Origin of the sequence: Candidatus Venteria ishoeyi, from assembly GCF_030378065.1 — a bacterium.
Classification (GTDB): Bacteria; Pseudomonadota; Gammaproteobacteria; order Beggiatoales; family Beggiatoaceae; genus Venteria; species Venteria ishoeyi.
Map to the genome: position 1 here is coordinate 16,332 of NZ_JAUCGJ010000051.1, position 18,179 is coordinate 34,510.

Below are 18,179 nucleotides of genomic sequence, written 5' to 3' on the forward strand. Positions count from 1 at the left end.
AGCCAATGCCTGTCAAACGTTTTAGTATCTGCTCTGGACGGGTTGTTGACCCGTCTCAGGGTATGGATGAACCTGCCGATATTCACATTGCCGATGGTAAAATTCTGGCAATTGGTGATAAACCGGATGATTTCACTGCTGAGCAAACCATTGATGCCAGTGGTTTAGTGGTCAGTCCGGGGCTGGTTGATCTCAGCGCACGTTTACGCGAACCGGGGCAGGAACATAAAGCCACTATCGCTTCAGAAACCCGCGCCGCAGCCTGTAACGGCATTACTACACTGTGCTGTCCACCGGATACCAAGCCAGTCATTGACACCCCGGCAGTTGCGGAATTATTACAGCAGCGTTCCGAAGCCAGTGGCATGAGTCAGGTATTACCACTGGCTGCCTTAACCCAGGGTCTGCAAGGCAAGCATCTGGCGGAAATGGGCAATCTTAAAGAAGCCGGTTGCGTGGGTGTCAGCAATGCGCTGAAACCGATTGAAGATACTCGCGTATTGGCGCATGCCTTTGATTATGCCGCCAGTTGTGACTTAAGCGTTTTTATTCAACCCATTGATCCCTGGCTGGGGCGTGATGGTTTTGCGCATGAAGGCCAGCTCAGCACCCGCATGGGACTGGCAGGCATCCCCAGCAGCACGGAAACCATCGCCTTATCCCGTGATTTATTATTAATTGAACAGACCGGGGTACGCGCACATTTTTGCCGCATATCCACCGCAGGCGCAGTGGCTCTTATCCGTGAAGCGAAAGCGCGTAAGCTACCGGTAACGGCTGATGTGTGCGCCCATCAATTATTCCTGACGGAAGTGGACTTAGGCCCGTATGACAGCCAATGCCATGTTTATCCGCCACTACGCAGCCAGCGCGATCAGGATGCACTGCGCCAGGGCGTTGCTGACGGTACCATTGATGCTATTTGCTCCGATCATCAACCGCATGAACCTGATGCAAAACTGGCCCCTTTTGGTGAAACCGAACCCGGTATTTCTGCGCTGGATACCTTGTTGCCGCTGACGTTAAGACTGGGGCGGGAAATTCATAAGCCCTTAGTCGAAACCCTGGGCTATTTAAGCCACGCACCTGCAAAAATACTGGGCACTCAAGCGGGCACACTGCAAGTTGGTCAACAGGCCGACCTCTGTTTGATTGATACGCAAAACTATTGGCAACTCAATAATGGCAGCTTCAATAGTCGCTGCCACAACAGCCCGTTTCTGGATTGGGAGCTACAAGGTCGCTGTGTGGCAACATTTATTCGTGGTCGCCAGGTATTTTCCAAAATACAGACATGAACATCCATCTGGATCAGCATTACATCACGGGGCATAGTCACCGCGTTTGCCAGGACTATAGCTTAAAAGGTCGGGTCAATGAACAATCTTACCTGATTCTATCTGATGGCTGTTCTGCTTCAGAAAATACCGACATTGGCGCACGTTTATTATGCTTAAGCGCACAATCATTGTTACAATCCCATATTAACGCCATGCCTGACTGGAAAAGTTTTGGTTTATCCGTCATTCAGGAAACAGCCAAAATAGCGCAACAAATCCAACTATCCTTAAATGCGTTAGATGCCACGCTACTGGTTGCCTGGACAGCGCAAGACCGGTTTTATGTTTACGTCTATGGCGATGGCTGCCTGGCAATGAGGAGCGCAGAAGGCCGCTTGCGTACTATTGATTTGGAATTTCAGCCCAATGCACCGTTTTATCTTTCCTACTGGTTAGATGAAGCATTGATAAAACAATATCAGGTACTGATAAAAGACCCAAAAAACTTATCTCTCCATGATACAAAATTAGGATATAAGCTGCTCGTACCATTTAACGAAGTCCTGGCCTTCACCTTTAAGCGCAAGGAATACCCCTTGCTGGCCATTTTCAGCGATGGCATCAGTGCCTGGCAAAAGCGCAAGCAACGAGACTATTTACCCAGTTTAACGGTGGCTGAAACATTGTTAAATTTCCCCAACCTGCAAGAGAACTTTGCTTATCGCCGCTTGGCTAAAGCACAGAAAAATTATTTAAAACAAGACATTTATCCTATGGATGATGTTGCTATGGGTGCATTTGTGTGTCATGAAGACTGAACAACAAACTGACGAACGTTTCATCAATCTGGAAACAAAACTGGCGTATCAGGAAGATACGATACAAACCTTAAATGACATTGTGACAAGACAGCAACAACAGATTACGCAATTAGAAGATGACTTGAAATATTTATTAACGCATCTTAAATCATTGACAGAAAATGTTCAGGAAATACAAGATACCCACGAAAAGCCACCGCATTATTAAGCTCAGCTAGTATTTGTTCGGTATAAGCTTCTTTTAGCCGCTATGCGTCTAAAAATCACTTCTACCTCACGCCATGCTATTTGATTGCGCGTGCCAGATTTTACCCTTTTTTCTTAAAAAACCTTACATCGAGTTCAGGCTAATATAGACATGCCTCATATCAAAAAAACAGCTTTAGTTGCCTATTCTGCAAAGCAGATGTATGACCTGGTGGAAGCTATCGAATCCTATCCGGAATTTTTACCCTGGTGTAAAAAAACCATTGTCAAGTCACGTTCAGATTCTGAAATTATCGCAGGTATCACGATGGCGGTAAAAGGATTGGAAAAAAGTTTTCACACCCAAAACCCCATTGTGCCGGGCAAATCAATAGAAATGCATTTATTAGACGGCCCCTTTAGTCAGTTAGATGGACGCTGGGAGTTTCAGTCTTTGGGCGAAACAGGTTGTAAAGTAGGACTGGTGATGCAGTTTGAAATCAGTAACCCTTTATTACGCGCTACTTTGGGGCCGCTATTTAATCATATCATGGGTACCTTGGTGGATGCTTTTGTGAAGCGGGCTGGAGAGGTTTATGACCAGCGCTGATATGCAGGTTGAAGTCGCTTACGCCTTACCCGAAAGGCAGATTATTTTATCGCTGCAATTGCCTCAAGGCAGTACCTTGACGCAAGCTGTGACAGCCAGTGGTCTGTTACAGCGCTTTCCTGATATTGATCTGGCAACGGTAAAACTGGGCATTTTCGGAAAAATCAAACAGGCTGGAGAGGTTTTGCGGGATAAGGATAGGGTAGAAATCTACCGGCCTTTAATCGCCGATCCCAAAGAAGTACGCCGCAAGCGCGCCGCAGAAGGTAAAAAAATGCGTAGCCAGAAGGATAGTTAAGCGTGGATATGCGTTATCAGATCACTCACCGGGTTACGTTGGTGGGTGCCTTCACCAATGTCGTGCTGGCGGTTGCTAAAATTGTTTTTGGCTGGCTGGGACAATCACAGGCACTGATTGCCGATGGTTTGCATTCATTTTCTGACCTGCTCAGTGATGGCCTGGTACTGCTTGGTGCGCGTTTTGGCGGGCAGCAGGCAGATGAAGACCATCCTTATGGGCATAGGCGTATTGAGACACTTGCCACGGTTGCGATGGGGCTGTTATTGTTGCTGGTGGCTGGTGGTATTGTCTGGGACAGTATTGAGCGCCTGATGGTGCCACTGGAAATTCATCCCCCCAGTTGGCTGGCCTTATCCATTGCCTTGGTTTCAATCTTGTCAAAAGAAGCCTTATATCATTATACCCGTCATGCCGCCAATCAGATTAATTCACAATTATTACATGCCAATGCCTGGCATCATCGTAGTGACGCCTTATCCTCTATTGTCGTATTTATCAGTATTGGTGGCAGCATGGCAGGCATATTCTGGCTGGATATTGCCGGGGCTATCATTGTCGCAATGATGATTGGGCATATCGGCTGGTTATTGGTCTGGAGAAATATTCAGGAACTCATCGATACCAGCGTCAGCCCGGAACAAGTCTCCAATATTCAGCAGATTATTCGCGAAGTACCTGGGGTTAAATCTTTACACCAACTGCGCACCCGGCAGATGGGCGGCGCTATTTTAGCGGATGTGCATATTCTGGTCGCTTGTGATTTAACCGTGTCCGAAGGTCATCAAATCAGTAATGTGGTACACCAGAGCTTGCTCAAGGCCAGTCATGATATTTGTGATGTAATTGTACATATTGACCCGGAAGATGACGAAGAACAACCGAGAAACAGCGATTTACCGCTACGTGATACCGTTTTGACACAGTTACAGCAAAAATGGCAACATATCCCGGCAGCCAAACATATTCATCATATCAACTTGCATTATCTGGCAGGTAAAATCAGTATGGATATTCACTTGAGCGCAGATATTGTAGAAAATTTTGCACAAGCACGGCATATTGCAGAACAGTTTTCCAGCTCAGCTAAAGACCTGGTTTATATCAAACAGATTCGTGTATATATTGATCCCTATCCCAGTTTGTCTGATAATAAGTAAATGAGAAGCTGTTGGTAAACCTATTGCGCTCGACATAGCGGCGTTGCAGTCAGCACGAAAAATCCTCATGTACTACTTGTACACTCCGGTTTTTCGCACTGACTGCGCCTTGCTCTGCCTTCGCTCATGACGGTTTACCAACAGCTTCTGAGTAAATAATTTTTAAAAAATTCAGCCTAAAACTTATTTGCTGATGTTGCCACCTTGGTTATTTTTGGCTTATTTTATGCCTGAAATGAATTAGCTTTTCCATCATGTTTTAAAGAAACGCCAATAAAATACAGAACAGGTTTTATGTCGTTTCCAATACTGCGGTAGTCTGTAATATGAATAGCACCACGCCAACGGATACCAAAACCCCGGCATTTGAATTAAAAGGCCATATGCTGACCGTCATGGTTTTGCATGTTTATACTTCAGACAGTGCTTATCTGGCAGCACAATTGCAACAGAAAGTCAGTCAGGCACCTGCGATGTTTAAACAAGCGCCGGTTATTTTAGATGTGCGCACAATCGTTGAATATAAACAAATGCTGGATATTCCGTTTCTGGTTGAAGAACTGCGGGGTTATGGCATGTTACCCATCGGTATCCGGGGAGGAGGGCCAGGACTGAACAGCATGGCCTTAGCCGTAGGTTTGCATTTATTAGCCAATGCCAAATCAGGAAAGCAGGCAACAGAATTATCTATTTCAGAACAACCCGCTAAACCGCAACAACAGGAAGCAGCAGAAACACACGAGCAGGCAGTGCCCGCTACGATTATTGAACAGCCTGTACGCTCTGGTCAACAGGTGCTGGCAAAAGGTGATTTAATTATTTTATCTTCCGTCAGTCGCGGTGCAGAAGTGTTGGCACATCGCCATATTCACGTTTATGGCGCTTTGCGGGGACGCGCTTTAGCGGGTATTAAAGGTGATAATCAAGCCAGAATTTTTTGTCATCGTCTGGATGCTGAATTGGTTTCTGTTGCCGGACAATATCAAATTAATGAAGAACTGGATAATCATATATTGGATAAACCAGCACAAATTTATTTAGAAGAGGATCAACTAATGATCAAAGTTTTTAATGCGGGAGGGGCTTCCCGGTGAGCAGGGTAATTGTGGTCACCTCAGGAAAAGGTGGCGTGGGTAAAACCACAACCAGCGCAGCATTTAGCACAGGATTGGCATTGCGCGGTTACAAAACCGTGGTCATTGATTTTGACGTGGGTTTGCGTAACCTGGATTTAATCATGGGCTGCGAGCGCCGCGTGGTTTATGATTTTGTCAATGTGGTTAAACAGGAAAGTAATCTCAACCAGGCTTTGATTAAAGATAAACGGGTGGAAAATTTATTTGTCTTACCCGCATCACAAACCCGTGACAAGGATGCCTTGACCCAGGAAGGGGTTGGGCATGTGATTGCAGAGCTGAAACAAAACTTTGATTATATTGTGTGTGACTCGCCCGCAGGGATTGAACATGGCGCGCAGATGGCCATGTATTATGCCGATGAAGCCTTGGTTGTCACCAATCCTGAAGTGTCTTCAGTGCGTGACTCGGATCGAATTATTGGTCTTTTAGCCAGTAAAACCTGGCGCGCGGAAAAAAACGAAGACCCGGTGCAAGAACATTTATTAATTACCCGTTATGCCCCTGAGCGTGTTGATACAGGCGATATGTTAAGCGCAGATGATATACAGGAAATTCTGGCGATTCCATTTTTAGGGGCTATTCCAGAGTCTGATTCAGTATTACAAGCCTCTAATGCGGGCATTCCCATAACCCTGGATGAAAGTAGTAATGCGGGGCAGGCTTATCACGATATCGTCGCCCGCTTTCTCGGTGAAGATCGCCAGCAGCGTTTTTTGACCGCAGAGAAAAAAGGGCTGATTGCCCGCTTATTTGGGGGATAAGACAATGACTGGTTTACTTGATTATTTTCGCTCTACACCGAGAAATTCCGCTTCTCTGGCAAAAGAGCGTTTGCAGATTATTGTTGCCCACGAGCGTGGCGTTCGCCAGCGTGGCCCGGATTATTTGCCCAAATTACAACAGGAACTGTTGGCAGTGGTACGTAAATACGTGCATGTTGAAGATACCGACATCCGCGTTTCCATGGAAAATGAAGATGGCTGCGAAGTGTTGGAATTGAATATTTCTTTACCAGAAAATAACGCTTAAGCAGGTAGTGCGGCAATTTTACGATAACTACCTTGCGGCGCGCTGTGCCAGCAAAGTCTCATCAATACCTTGCGTGTCGATGTGGTTTTGTCAGCTTGCGCCCATTGCTTATCCATCTCTCAAAATTAGCAGCTAAGGCACTGAACTTATGTTGGCTTAGTGGGTTGTGCAACCACCTGATTGCGTAAATAAACAGGGGCCACTTGTTCGGCTGCAAGCACTTCACCTTGTTGAAAGGCTGCTAAAGCCAGGGGTAACATGTCTTGTGCCTGTGGATAACGCTGCCCATCATAATTTTTCAGCCAGTCGCCAGTGCGTGCGGTCAAGCTTTCCGCCTCACACAGCCAACCACTGCCCACCCCTTGCCAAGCCGCTTTTGCCTCTGCTATGGGTAAGGGGACTTGTTTTGCAGGTAATACGCACTCATCTTGTAATGGTACCATGCACTGATCTGCGTTTAACTGGTATAAACCCCAGTAAATTTCAGACATGCGCGCATCAATAGCAGCAAAAACCTGAGGTGTTTTAAAATCAGCATAAGCACCTTGTGCTAACATGGCTAATGATGAAATGCAGGCAATGGGGAGATCAGCGCCTAAGGCAATACCTTGAACCACGCCGCAACCGATACGCAAACCGGTGAAACTGCCAGGGCCGCGACCAAAACCCAAGCCATCAAGTTGGGCGGGGGATAGTTCAGCTTCGGCCAGCAGTTGCTCAGCCATCTCCAATATCCGCTCAGCATGGCGACGCGGGGCTAATTCACTCAGCACCCGGTACTCTCCATTGATGGCAAGTGCGCAGGAACAGTTTTCAGTTGCGGTATCAAGTAATAATAATTTCATAAAAATACTACACAGTTTTAAGGATTCCGGTTATGATTTACCATTATCGCTTTTGCTAAATTCAGAAAAGGCGTTATAGTAGCTGTTTTTTGTTGAAACCAAGGGTTATTAGAGGCTATTTAGGCACCAAATATTTTAAATTTATGGTATAAAATATGCCAACTATTAATTATTTTCCTTGCAAAAATATCAAAAGACTTCACAAAATGACAGAAATTTTTGGAAATTTTCAGGAATTGAGTGATCAAGAAGATTTTCTGATTACACGTTTTTCCTCTTCCAGCCAGCCACTGAAGCAACGCTGGCATAATAAAGGCCTGTCTGCCAGTTTTATTGCCGATTATTTATACACTTTTTTTATCAGTAAAGATGGTAAAGCCAGTGTGTCGGCCCATACTAAAAATGCAGCAAAATATATTGCCAATGAATTACTTGAAAATGCAATGAAATTCAGTAATGGTGACATTGATTATCCAACAACGATGTCATTTATTATTCGGGGAAATACAGTGTTTTTTTATACGGCTAATAGTATCGCACCAGAAATACAGCTGAATTTCCAGCATTACCTGAGAAAGTTACTGGCAGATGATCCCCATGCGCTTTATATACAACAAATGGAAAATAATGCAAAGGATGTTAATAGCACATGTTCAGGCCTGGGGTTTCTCAGTATGATTTGTGATTATAAGGCAGATATTGCCTGGAAATTCAGCAACAGTAGTGAACCATGTACCACACCTATCGTGACGACGATGGTGCGCATGGATATTTAATATGTCTTCAACACCCCTCAATCAACAACTTGAACAGGTCTTTCAAGAACTTTATCAAGGACAGTCTATTCCTGCCGAAAAACAAGCCTATTTGCAGCAATTGTGCGAACAGGTGGAAACACTGGCGCAGGAAAAACTGGATATTGAAATCTCTCTGGAGACCATGACCGAACATGCAGACTCCTTTGAGCAACAATTGGTGGCTTCACGTAATAATCTGGAAGTACAAGTTAAAGAGCGTACCCATGAATTAGCAGAGCGTAATCTGCAAATGGAAAAGGAAATACAGGAGCGTCAACGCGCGGAAGAAGCGCAGCGTAATCATCTGAGTTTTCTAAATACGCTGCTTGACAGTATTTCCAGCCCAATTTTTTTCAAAAATCTCAATGGTGAATATCTGGGTTGCAACAGTGCTTTTGCAGATTTAATATGCCAATCCAAGCAATATATTATTGGGCGCAATGCCACTGATTTGTGGCCCAATCATATTGCAACAGAAGACAGCAATATGGATCAGCTGCTGTTTGAACAAGAAACAGCGCAGAGTTATGAAATGTTTGTGGCTTCACCCCAAAATGAGTTTCATGATTTTATTGTCAATAAAACCTTGTTTCACAATGCCGTCGGTCAAACATCAGGATTGGTGGCTATCATGGTGGATATTACCGAGCGCAAACGCGCAGAAGAGGCTTTATTAAAGGCGAAAGAGTCCGCAGAGCAGGCTAACCGGGTTAAAAGTGCTTTTCTGGCAAATATGAGCCATGAACTGCGTACCCCACTGAATGCCGTGATTGGTTACAGCGAGATGCTGGCAGAAGACCTGGATGATATGGGACATAATGAACTGGTTCCCGATGCGCGAAAAATTTACAGTTCAGGCCGACATTTACTGGGTTTGATCAATGATGTACTGGATATTTCCAAGATCGAAGCCGGTAAAATGGATCTTTATAATGAGACTTTTGAAATTTCTCATCTGATCAATGAAGTCACCAACACCGTAACCCCACTGATTGAAAAGAAAAATAATTCTCTTGAAGTTGTTCAGCACACTGATGCTAACGCCATCCATGCCGATTTAACCAAAGTACGCCAGATTTTATTTAATCTGCTCAGTAACGCCGCTAAATTTACCGAAGATGGCCTGATCCGTTTTGAAATAACGCAGCAAGAACAAGAGGGTAAGGAATGGATTCAGTTTTTGATTAAAGATCAGGGTATTGGTATGACGCCCAAACAAATCAGCAAACTGTTCCAACCTTTTACCCAGGCAGATACCTCCACCACCCGAAAATATGGCGGTACTGGATTGGGTTTGACCATTACCAAACGTTTTGCGGAAATGATGGGAGGTAGGGTTACTGTTGACAGCACACCGGGTACAGGCAGTTGTTTTACGGTTAACCTGCCAGCTTATGTCACGGCAATAGACGCTGAAGAGCAAACACATCAAACAGAGGAAGAAGCGTATCACTCGACATATAACAACACACATGTACTGGTGATTGATGATGATGCCGTGGTGAGAGACCTGCTGTCTAACTACCTTGAAAAAATGGGCTACCAAGTCACAACTGCCAGTCATGGGGATGAAGGTTTAAAACTGGCACAGAAACTTAAACCCGATGCCATCACCCTGGATATTATGATGCCAGGCATGGATGGCTGGATGGTGCTGTCTGCGCTGAAAAATAATCCAGAATTAGTAGATATTCCGGTCATTGTCTTATCCATGATGGAAGAGCGCAAGCTGGGGTATTCATTGGGTGCTTCAGAATACCTGACCAAACCCATTGATCGCGAACAATTGCATCATGTATTACAGAAATACCTGATGCCAAATCAAGCCGGGCAATGGATTATGCTGGTTGAAGACGATGAAGTCACCCGCACCATGCTGGCAAACCAATTAAAAAAATCCGGCTGGCAGGTACAAACTGCTGAAAATGGCAAGGTGGCACTGGAACAACTGGAATTAGTCATTCCGGATCTGATTTTGTCAGATTTAATGATGCCTGAAATGGATGGCTTTGAATTTTTGCGCTACCTGCGTGAAAAACCGGAATGGCAAAATATTCCTGTTATCGTTTTGACTGCAAAAGATATTACACCAGAAGATCGTCTGGCGCTGAATCAACAAGTCACTCGTATTTTTCAGAAAACAAGTTATCATCGTGATGACTTATTGCAGGAACTCAGTGACTGTCTGGCGGAATTACCAAAAAGCAAAACCTTGTTGGACTGAGAACAGTATCTCTTGCATATTTTATTTCATTCCTGTCTCTAAGGGTTATAATAGTTTTCCATCCCTATTGTTCATCGATAATAATAATGCCCTATGCAACCCAAACTCACATCCCGAACCCTTCAATGCCTGGCACAATCAGGCTTGACAAGCGACAGCCCACCACCGGATGCGGCTACCTGGCAACAATTTCTTACCCGTCTGGATTGGTATCCTGGGCAACCCGATAGCAAAACACCCCCTGACACCCCATCTTTAGAATTCCATCAGCAACAATATGTCCTGGCGGAACGTAATAAACTGCGTGCTATTTTAAGCAAAATTCAGGATGGTTTATGCGTTTTTGGCAGAGAAGGACAGTTGCTGTTTTTAAATCCCGCTGCAAGGCGTTATTTGGATATTGAAGAAACACTGCCGCAAAATTTACAAATATTATCCCGCCTGCGTATCCATGATCCCTGGCATCACGACAACTATCTGGATGCTGAAGCCTTAGTACAATTATTACGCGAGGGCGGTGTGGTAGAAGACACCGATGCCCAGTTATTACCTCTAAATGAAAATGAAGAAACCCCCCCTCTGCCCATTTCCTGCCACATGATCCCCATCAGTCAGGGTGCGCATATTACCAGCACCTTATTAACGTTTCAGGATATCTCTGAATACCAGCAGGTTTCTGCGGCAATGATTGCAGCAAAAGACAATGCCGAGCAAGCCAGCGTAGCAAAATCTGATTTCCTCTCCAGCATGAGTCATGAACTGCGCACCCCCATGAATGCAATTTTAGGTTATGGGGAATTACTCAATGAAGATCTGGAAGATGCACCAGAAGCTTGTGACCCGGATTATCTGGAAGATTTACAAGCCTATACCGGCAACATCCTGACAGCAGGCACTAACTTATTACAATTAATCAATGAAGTACTGGATTTAACCCGTATTGAATCGGGTCAGATTCGCTTAAATATTACAAAATCAGATTTATTAGACAGCTTACATCACTGCGTGCAACAGACCCAGGCTACCCTGGCTGAAAAAAACCTAAGTTTACATCTGGAACACTTGCCTGCCGCTGAGCACCCGCCGATTCAAGTGCTTGCCGATGAAAAACGCCTGCAACAAGTGATTTATCAGTTATTATCCAATGCAGTTAAACATAACCGTGAGCAAGGTGAAATCAGTCTGCATATTGAACAAAGCTCGCCAGAGCGGGTACGCCTGTTGATTAAGGATACCGGGGTGGGCATGAACGAAGAAGAGCAGGTTCAAGTGTTCAAACCCTTTACCCGCATCAGTGGGCGCAATCTCAGCAGAGGCACCGGCATTGGTTTAACCATTGTGCACCAACTGGTGGAAGCGATGGATGGGCGTATTGGGGTGGACAGCACCCCGGATGTCGGCAGTTGTTTCTGGATTGAACTGCCTACGGGGGAAAGTCCTCCTGTCAGTCAGGATGTCTCGACAAGCACTGACAGAAAATACTTATTACTCTATATCGAAGACAGCCGCACCAATGTCAGTTTAATGAGTAAATTTCTGGAAGAAAGACCCGATATCGCCTTTATTTCCGCGCCTACGGGAGAAATGGGCGTGGAGCTGGCGCGGGCGCATCACCCTGATGTGATTTTACTGGATATTAACTTACCCGGTATTAATGGCTTTGAAGTGCTGAAGCAATTACGTTTATTACCCGCAACACGCCATATCCCGGTATTAGGTTTAAGCGCAGATGATACCCAGGAATCATTAGATATGGCCAAGACAGCGGGGTTTGTGCAATACATGCTGAAACCGTTACAGAAAAAACAATTATTACATGCTTTAAGTGAGCAAATTGGCTAAGAAACCGAACAGGAAAATAGATGGAAAGTTTATGGCAAGACAAGGACGCGCAGCATTATCTTAATGATCCCTTACAAATGCGTGTTTACAGCTCGCGTTTATTAGGTCAGGATGCCAGCCTGGTATTACATGGTGGCGGTAATACTTCCGTTAAGGCGCAAGCCAGTAATTTATTTGGCGATCAAGAAACCGTGCTGTATGTCAAAGGCAGCGGCTGGGATCTGGCAAGCATAGAAAAAGCCGGTTTTGCGCCAGTCAGACTCAACACCTTACAGCGCATGGCGCAACTAGAACAGTTATCAGACACCGACATGGTGAATGAACAACGTGCCGCCATGCTCAATCCTAACGCGCCCAATCCTTCAGTGGAAGCCATTTTACATGCCATTATCCCATTTAAGTATGTGGATCATACCCATGCGGATGCTGTGGTTGCACTGACCAACACCCCGGATTCCAGCGACTTAATCACTGAACTTTACGGCAAGCGGGTACTGATTATCCCTTATATCATGCCGGGTTTTGAACTCGCCAGACAAGTGGCAAAAATAACGGCAGAGATTGACTGGTCAACACTGGATGGCATGATTTTAATGAATCATGGCGTTTTCAGTTTCAGTGATGATGCCAAAACCAGTTACGAAACTATGCTGAAACTGGTATCCATTGCCGAAGATTATTTACAAGCACAACAAGCCCTGCGCATAGCCGCACAAATACCCGAAGTCAGTAATCTGCAACAACTGGCAGACATACGCAAAGCGGTTTCAGAACTGGCGGGGCGGCCCATGCTGGCCTGTCTGGATAACAGTGCTCAAGCCTGTGGTTTTGCCAGCTTGCCCGATGTTGCAAAAATCGCCTGCCAAGGCCCGTTAACCCCGGATCATGTGATACGCACCAAAAGAATTCCCATGCTGGTCACGCCTGACACCCAGGCAGATGCCCAAGCTTATCAACAAAATTATCAGCAGTATTTTCAAACTTACGCAAGCCCTGATTTAAGCTGCCTAAGCCCGGAACCGCGTTGGGCCGTCTGGCCTTTGCAAGGCACACTCAGCTTTGGCAGTTCCTTAAAAGAAACCCGGATTATTGGCGATATTGTCAGCCATACCCGAAAAGCGATCCAATGGGCAGAAAATCTCAGCAGTTGGCAAAGCCTGCCCGCAAAAGATATTTTTGCTATGGAATATTGGGAACTGGAGCAGGCCAAGTTAGGCAAATCCAATAAACGTTCCAGCCTGCAAGGTAAAATTGCCCTGGTAACCGGTGCGGCAAATGGTATTGGCAAAGCCTGCGTTGAAGCCTTACAGCAAAATGGTGCAACCGTTGTTGCAGTAGATATTAACCCGGTCATCAAGGAAACCTTTAAGCAGCCTGATATATTGGGCATCGCCTGTGATTTGACTGATAGCCAAGCACTGCAAAGCGTTGTTGATAGCACAGTCAGCCGCTTTGGTGGTTTGGATATACTGATTAGCAATGCTGGCACCTTCCCCCCCAGCGTTAAGCTTGCCAATATGGATGAAAAAACCTGGCAGCAAAGCATGGCGATTAACCTCACCAGTCATCAGCAACTGTTAACCGCTTGCCAGCCTTACTTAAAACGGGGCATCGATCCCGCTGTGGTATTTATTGCCTCAAAAAATGTACCCGCCCCCGGCCCCGGCGCTGCGGCCTATTCCGTCGCCAAAGCTGGCATGACCCAATTAGCCAGAATTGCCGCACTGGAAATGGGTACAGATGGTATTCGCGTTAATGTATTACACCCTAATGCCGTATTTGATACCGCTATCTGGACGGATGACATTCTGGCATCCAGAGCCGCGCATTATGGTTTGAGCGTACAGGCGTATAAAACCAACAACCTGCTGCACCAGGAAGTCACATCCAAAGATGTCGCAGGAACTGGCCTGCGCGATGGTCGGGCCACTGTTTGCAAAAACAACAGGGGCGCAATTGCCGATTGATGGGGGTAATGAACGGGTTGTTTAATCTGGGTTAAGCCAAGCTTGCGCTTATTCTGCTCATTCAGGTAAAACTTGTTAATGCCATATTTCCAAGGTCTGTTTCTCCCCATTCGCTATACCTAACGGATAAAACATCAATTATCATTGTCTGGCACACATAACCTGTCAGGCAAACGGAATGAACGCTAATTTAAGCAGCGAAACACAACAAATTTTAGGCCAATCAGAGCTGATTATTATCACAGAACGTGTGGATGATGTCGCTTTAGCAGCCTGTGCTTACGAATTTGAGCGCCAGCAAAGCGTGAGCAGCGCACAATAGAAAAAGTCCGCTACCAAGTCACCGCCATTAGGCGGGATGAAAACGCGATAGAAACCACAAAACAAAACTTCGGCTGGAAAGCTTTTGTTACCAATGCCAATAAAGACGCGCTATCGCTTGAAGATGCCGTACTGTATTACCGTAACGAATACCGTATCGAGCGGATATTCAATCGACTCAAAAGCCGCCTGAATATCGCCCCCTTGTTCGTCAAACATGATGACCAAATTGAGGGAATGACATACCTAATGATAATCCAAGATGCTTCAGGGAAAGAAATGTTACGCTATTTGCCAGCATTATCAGAATGTCCAGCAAACTATCCTGAATAGACTTGGATTGGATGGTTTTTATGCTCAACTCCAAAATTCAAGATAGTCATTTTGGAGTTAGCGAATGGAGAGATGCAATGACTCTTCATAAACATTGTCTAAATGTTTTGGTATTTCAATTGTTTTAAAAAAATCAAGACATCCAACGTGCGACAAGCGAAGCTTGTCATTTCTTATAGGGTGAAAGTTTCTGTCTGGTGTAATCAAGCAATTTATTGTGTTGCCGCTTTTTGAAAGCCGATTTTAGCATTTTTCCACGGCAACTGCTGCAAGCGCGCCTGACTGCTTTGCAGTGTTTTGAGTTGTCCTGATTGCTGCGCTGCTTGCAGACAATCGAGTACCGGGTATACCTTTTCCCAGTCATAGGCAATGAGTAATAAATCTATCCCTGCATTCAAGGCGCGAATTGAAGATGGGCATAAACCCAGATTATAAACCGCGCCCATGCTCATATCATCGGTGATCAAAATACCGTCATGTTGCCAATCTTTGCGCACAATGTCCGTAATGAGCTTATGCGATAAGCTGGCAGGCAAGTCGGGGTCAATTGCATCTACCACCACATGCGCCACCATTAATAATGCCGGTGTTTGGCTGAGTAAGTGGCGAAAGGGCCGCCAGTCATGCTGCTGCAATGTCGTCAATGGCAGGTGTAGTCGGGCGCTGAAGTGGTGTGTATCATCACTCACGCTGCCAAGACCGGGAAAATGTTTGAGTGTGGGCAACACCCCTTGAGACAATAAAGCGCGGCTATAAGCCAAACCTGCCTGGGTGACGATTTCGGCATCAGCGGCAATGGCACGTTTTACGATTTGGGTATGAAAATCCATACTGCTACTGGCTTGTGCGGGTTTGAGATCAAGTACCGGACTAAAGTTAAGATTAATACCCAGTGCAGCTAAGGGCTTGGCTTGCGCCAGAGCATAAGCCGTGGCACGTTCTATGATTTGGGCCTGGGGAATCCCGGTGGGTAATGAACTTGCCAGTGGTGGCTGTTGCGGCAGGGGCGGTGATAAACGGGAAACCACACCGCCTTCCTGATCAGTGGCAATAAGCAGAGGTTGTAAACTCGCCTGATGACGCAAATCTTGCAAATGGCTTAATTCCGCCTGAATTTGCTGAAAACTTTTACCCTGCACATTACGGCGCGTGACAAACAGACCTGCAACAAAACCTTGTTGCACCAGTTGGCGAATATCTGCTGAGTGTTCATAACCCACTATCAAATGCGCGCCAACCTGGCGCAAGCGTTGCACATCCTCATTGCCTGCTTTGCTGTCTGCGTTTAAGGCAAAATGTTTTTGCCGCTGAAAAGTATATTCACTATACGTAACGATGCTCAGAACAAGCAACCAACTAATTAAAAATCCCCATTGTTGCTTGTCAGACCGGATAACAGCGCGTAAGGCAACCAATATACCAAGCAATGCAAGAGCAATAAGCAGGGGCGTTTCATAAGTCCGCAAGAATAATAAATGGGGATCTTTGAGCTGTAGAGACAGCGCCATAGCGCATAAGACCAACACGGCATGTAATAGATTTTTCAATTTAAATGGGCCTGAATTTTAATATTTTTCTTGTATTTTTTTAGTTTTATCATTTATAATTCACGGTTTTTTAGGGTATTAGCATATCAGTTTTATGTATATCCCTCCTTGCTTTGAATTCTTTTGCTCCATGCAAACAGATAACAAAGCTGCCTTAATCCATAAGGAGTCTTATGAAACACTACGAAATCGTATTTATGGTTCATCCTGATCAGAGCGATCAGGTCAATGCCATGGTTGATCGTTATAAAGATATGATCACCGCCGGGAATGGTCAAATCCATCGTCTGGAAGATTGGGGCCGTCGCCAACTGGCTTATCCCATCAATAAAATTCATAAAGCGCATTATGTGCTGATGAATATTGAATGTGATACTGCAACTTTAGATGAGTTAAGCAGTGCTTTCCGTTTCAATGATGCGGTTTTGCGTAATCTGGTTGTCAGCCGTAAAAGTGCGGTGACAGAAGCATCCCCCATGATGAAAGCAAAAGAAGAGCGTGGGGAAGAGCGCGTGGTGGAAGATAAAGCAAACACCAGCGATGATGCGAGTGCTAATGTAGCCGCTACTGAAGAAGTCAGTAGTGATGACAGCGAATCAGGAGAATAGATATGTCACGATTTTTTCGTCGTAAAAAATATTGCCGGTTCACTGCCGAGAATGTCAGCGAGATCGATTATAAAGATCTGGCGACACTGAAAAGTTATGTGACCGAAACAGGTAAAATTGTACCTAGTCGCATTACCGGTACTAAAGCACGCTATCAGCGCCAGCTTTCAACCGCTATTAAACGCGCGCGTTATCTGGCCTTATTGCCTTATACCGATGCTCACGAAAACTAGGCCGGAAACTCAGGAGAAATAACATGGAATTGATTTTACTTGAAAAAGTAAAAAATCTGGGAAACCTGGGTGATAAGGTCAGCGTAAAACCGGGTTATGGTCGTAATTTTCTGGTGCCACATGGTAAAGCGGTTCCGGCCAACAAGGAAAACCTGGAAGCGTTTGAAGCGCGTCGCGCAGAATTGGAAAGAAATCAGGCCGATAAACTGGCTTCAGCAACTGCGCGTGCAGAGCAGATTCATGATAATATTCTGGTTATCTCGCGTCATGCTGGTAGTGAAGGCAAGCTGTTTGGCTCTGTCAGTCCGGCAGATATTGCTGATGCAGCGACTCAGGTGGGTATCAGACTGGAAAAACATGAAGTGCGGATGCCAACAGGTCCATTGCGTAATGTAGGCGAGTATGAGATTACTCTGCACCTGCATGCCGATGTTGAATCAGAAATTTCCGTGCATGTCGTTGCTGACGAGTAAGTCAGAATGCTTAGCGACAGCAGTTCCCGGTCAGAATCATATAACACACTGATATTGAATGTATATTAGAATATTAGTGCTCACTAAGTTGTAAAAATACAACTTGGTTTATCAATGACTTGCAAGGCAACCGGGAATTGCTAGCTTAGCAACTAAAGCAAAAAAAGCAAAAAACGGGGCAAATAGCCCCGTTTTTTTGTAAGCCTTATCTCTCAAATTTTTTTCATCTCAAGTATTTTAATAAAAATTTCACCTTTTTCCACAATAGGGTCTAACCTTAAATGTTTGCCAAGATTTGGGTAATCTAAAAGAATATAAATATCATTATCACCTTTATTAATATATGATTGAACGGTATTTTTTTCAGAATATGGATAATTTTGTTGATTATTGTCTGAATAAAATACTTGCAATATAGAATCTACTGATGATTTTATTTTAATATGTAATATATATTTTGTATTTT

General features: G+C 45.0%; 21 protein-coding genes. 18 read left to right on the plus strand and 3 right to left on the minus strand.

Annotation, left to right across the window (positions count from 1 at the left end; translation table 11 throughout):
- The first annotated feature begins 5 nt into the window (after positions 1 to 5).
- The 9 genes from QUF61_RS14860 (at position 6) to minE (ending at position 6,523) form a co-directional block, all read left to right on the plus strand.
- Positions 6 to 1,298, plus strand: coding sequence for a dihydroorotase (locus tag QUF61_RS14860; protein WP_289682398.1), 1,293 nt, complete (start codon positions 6 to 8; stop codon positions 1,296 to 1,298).
- Positions 1,295 to 2,098 (plus strand): protein phosphatase 2C domain-containing protein, encoded by an 804-nt coding sequence (locus QUF61_RS14865; RefSeq protein ID WP_289682400.1) that lies wholly within the window; start codon positions 1,295 to 1,297, stop codon positions 2,096 to 2,098. Before QUF61_RS14860 ends, QUF61_RS14865 begins: the two co-directional genes overlap by 4 nt.
- The gene (locus tag QUF61_RS14870) at positions 2,088 to 2,309 is read left to right on the plus strand and encodes a SlyX family protein (RefSeq protein WP_289682401.1); all 222 of its coding nucleotides are present in this window, start codon (positions 2,088 to 2,090) and stop codon (positions 2,307 to 2,309) included. Before QUF61_RS14865 ends, QUF61_RS14870 begins: the two co-directional genes overlap by 11 nt.
- Positions 2,310 to 2,459: 150 nt before the next feature.
- A complete protein-coding gene (locus QUF61_RS14875; protein ID WP_289682402.1) occupies positions 2,460 to 2,897 on the plus strand; it encodes a type II toxin-antitoxin system RatA family toxin in 438 nt (145 codons plus the stop codon).
- The gene (locus QUF61_RS14880) at positions 2,884 to 3,195 is read left to right on the plus strand and encodes an RnfH family protein (RefSeq protein WP_289682403.1); all 312 of its coding nucleotides are present in this window, start codon (positions 2,884 to 2,886) and stop codon (positions 3,193 to 3,195) included. The genes QUF61_RS14875 and QUF61_RS14880 overlap by 14 nt, the downstream gene beginning before the upstream one ends.
- 8 nt (positions 3,196 to 3,203) lie before the next feature.
- The gene (locus QUF61_RS14885; protein WP_289682416.1) at positions 3,204 to 4,355 is read left to right on the plus strand and encodes a cation diffusion facilitator family transporter; all 1,152 of its coding nucleotides are present in this window, start codon (positions 3,204 to 3,206) and stop codon (positions 4,353 to 4,355) included.
- A gap of 326 nt (positions 4,356 to 4,681) precedes the next feature.
- The gene (gene minC / locus QUF61_RS14890; protein WP_289682404.1) at positions 4,682 to 5,449 is read left to right on the plus strand and encodes a septum site-determining protein MinC; all 768 of its coding nucleotides are present in this window, start codon (positions 4,682 to 4,684) and stop codon (positions 5,447 to 5,449) included.
- Positions 5,446 to 6,255 carry a septum site-determining protein MinD gene (gene minD / locus QUF61_RS14895; protein WP_289682405.1) on the plus strand — a complete coding sequence of 270 codons (810 nt, stop codon included), beginning with the start codon at positions 5,446 to 5,448 and terminating at the stop codon, positions 6,253 to 6,255. The genes minC and minD overlap by 4 nt, the downstream gene beginning before the upstream one ends.
- A 4-nt stretch (positions 6,256 to 6,259) precedes the next feature.
- Positions 6,260 to 6,523 (plus strand): cell division topological specificity factor MinE, encoded by a 264-nt coding sequence (gene minE, locus QUF61_RS14900; RefSeq protein ID WP_103918541.1) that lies wholly within the window; start codon positions 6,260 to 6,262, stop codon positions 6,521 to 6,523.
- Between the two features lie 146 nt (positions 6,524 to 6,669).
- Here minE and tsaB read toward each other — a convergent pair whose 3' ends face one another.
- The gene (gene tsaB, locus QUF61_RS14905) at positions 6,670 to 7,368 is read right to left on the minus strand and encodes a tRNA (adenosine(37)-N6)-threonylcarbamoyltransferase complex dimerization subunit type 1 TsaB (RefSeq protein WP_289682407.1); all 699 of its coding nucleotides are present in this window, start codon (positions 7,366 to 7,368) and stop codon (positions 6,670 to 6,672) included.
- A 206-nt stretch (positions 7,369 to 7,574) separates the two neighbouring features.
- Between tsaB and QUF61_RS14910 the strand changes: the two genes are divergently transcribed.
- The 6 genes from QUF61_RS14910 to QUF61_RS18250 all read left to right on the plus strand — a co-directional run bounded on the left by QUF61_RS14910 (position 7,575) and on the right by QUF61_RS18250 (position 14,852).
- Positions 7,575 to 8,144 carry a slr1658 family protein gene (locus QUF61_RS14910; RefSeq protein WP_103918575.1) on the plus strand — a complete coding sequence of 190 codons (570 nt, stop codon included), beginning with the start codon at positions 7,575 to 7,577 and terminating at the stop codon, positions 8,142 to 8,144.
- Position 8,145: 1 nt separating this feature from the next.
- Complete coding sequence (locus tag QUF61_RS14915; RefSeq protein WP_103918543.1) at positions 8,146 to 10,389, plus strand: response regulator; 2,244 nt, start codon at positions 8,146 to 8,148, stop codon at positions 10,387 to 10,389.
- A 93-nt stretch (positions 10,390 to 10,482) separates the two neighbouring features.
- Positions 10,483 to 12,231 (plus strand): PAS domain-containing hybrid sensor histidine kinase/response regulator, encoded by a 1,749-nt coding sequence (locus tag QUF61_RS14920; RefSeq protein ID WP_289682408.1) that lies wholly within the window; start codon positions 10,483 to 10,485, stop codon positions 12,229 to 12,231.
- A 20-nt stretch (positions 12,232 to 12,251) separates the two neighbouring features.
- The gene (locus QUF61_RS14925) at positions 12,252 to 14,198 is read left to right on the plus strand and encodes a bifunctional aldolase/short-chain dehydrogenase (protein WP_289682410.1); all 1,947 of its coding nucleotides are present in this window, start codon (positions 12,252 to 12,254) and stop codon (positions 14,196 to 14,198) included.
- 178 nt (positions 14,199 to 14,376) lie between these two features.
- Positions 14,377 to 14,520 (plus strand): hypothetical protein, encoded by a 144-nt coding sequence (locus QUF61_RS14930; protein WP_289682411.1) that lies wholly within the window; start codon positions 14,377 to 14,379, stop codon positions 14,518 to 14,520.
- Positions 14,521 to 14,546: 26 nt separating this feature from the next.
- Complete coding sequence (locus tag QUF61_RS18250) at positions 14,547 to 14,852, plus strand: hypothetical protein (RefSeq protein WP_407080063.1); 306 nt, start codon at positions 14,547 to 14,549, stop codon at positions 14,850 to 14,852.
- A 212-nt stretch (positions 14,853 to 15,064) separates the two neighbouring features.
- Here QUF61_RS18250 and QUF61_RS14935 read toward each other — a convergent pair whose 3' ends face one another.
- Positions 15,065 to 16,399, minus strand: coding sequence for a glycoside hydrolase family 3 N-terminal domain-containing protein (locus QUF61_RS14935; protein ID WP_289682412.1), 1,335 nt, complete (start codon positions 16,397 to 16,399; stop codon positions 15,065 to 15,067).
- A 173-nt stretch (positions 16,400 to 16,572) separates the two neighbouring features.
- Between QUF61_RS14935 and rpsF the strand changes: the two genes are divergently transcribed.
- Genes rpsF through rplI form a run of 3 tightly spaced genes read left to right on the plus strand, consistent with a single transcriptional unit; the run spans position 16,573 to position 17,713 of the window.
- Positions 16,573 to 17,007, plus strand: a complete 435-nt coding sequence (gene rpsF, locus QUF61_RS14940; protein ID WP_103918549.1) for a 30S ribosomal protein S6 — start codon at positions 16,573 to 16,575, stop codon at positions 17,005 to 17,007.
- A 2-nt stretch (positions 17,008 to 17,009) separates the two neighbouring features.
- The gene (rpsR, locus tag QUF61_RS14945; protein WP_103918550.1) at positions 17,010 to 17,240 is read left to right on the plus strand and encodes a 30S ribosomal protein S18; all 231 of its coding nucleotides are present in this window, start codon (positions 17,010 to 17,012) and stop codon (positions 17,238 to 17,240) included.
- Positions 17,241 to 17,263: 23 nt separating this feature from the next.
- Complete coding sequence (gene rplI, locus QUF61_RS14950; RefSeq protein ID WP_289682413.1) at positions 17,264 to 17,713, plus strand: 50S ribosomal protein L9; 450 nt, start codon at positions 17,264 to 17,266, stop codon at positions 17,711 to 17,713.
- 212 nt (positions 17,714 to 17,925) lie between these two features.
- Here the strand turns inward: rplI and QUF61_RS14955 are convergent.
- On the minus strand, positions 17,926 to 18,179 hold a 254-nt coding region (locus tag QUF61_RS14955; RefSeq protein ID WP_289682414.1), incomplete at its 5' end, for a hypothetical protein.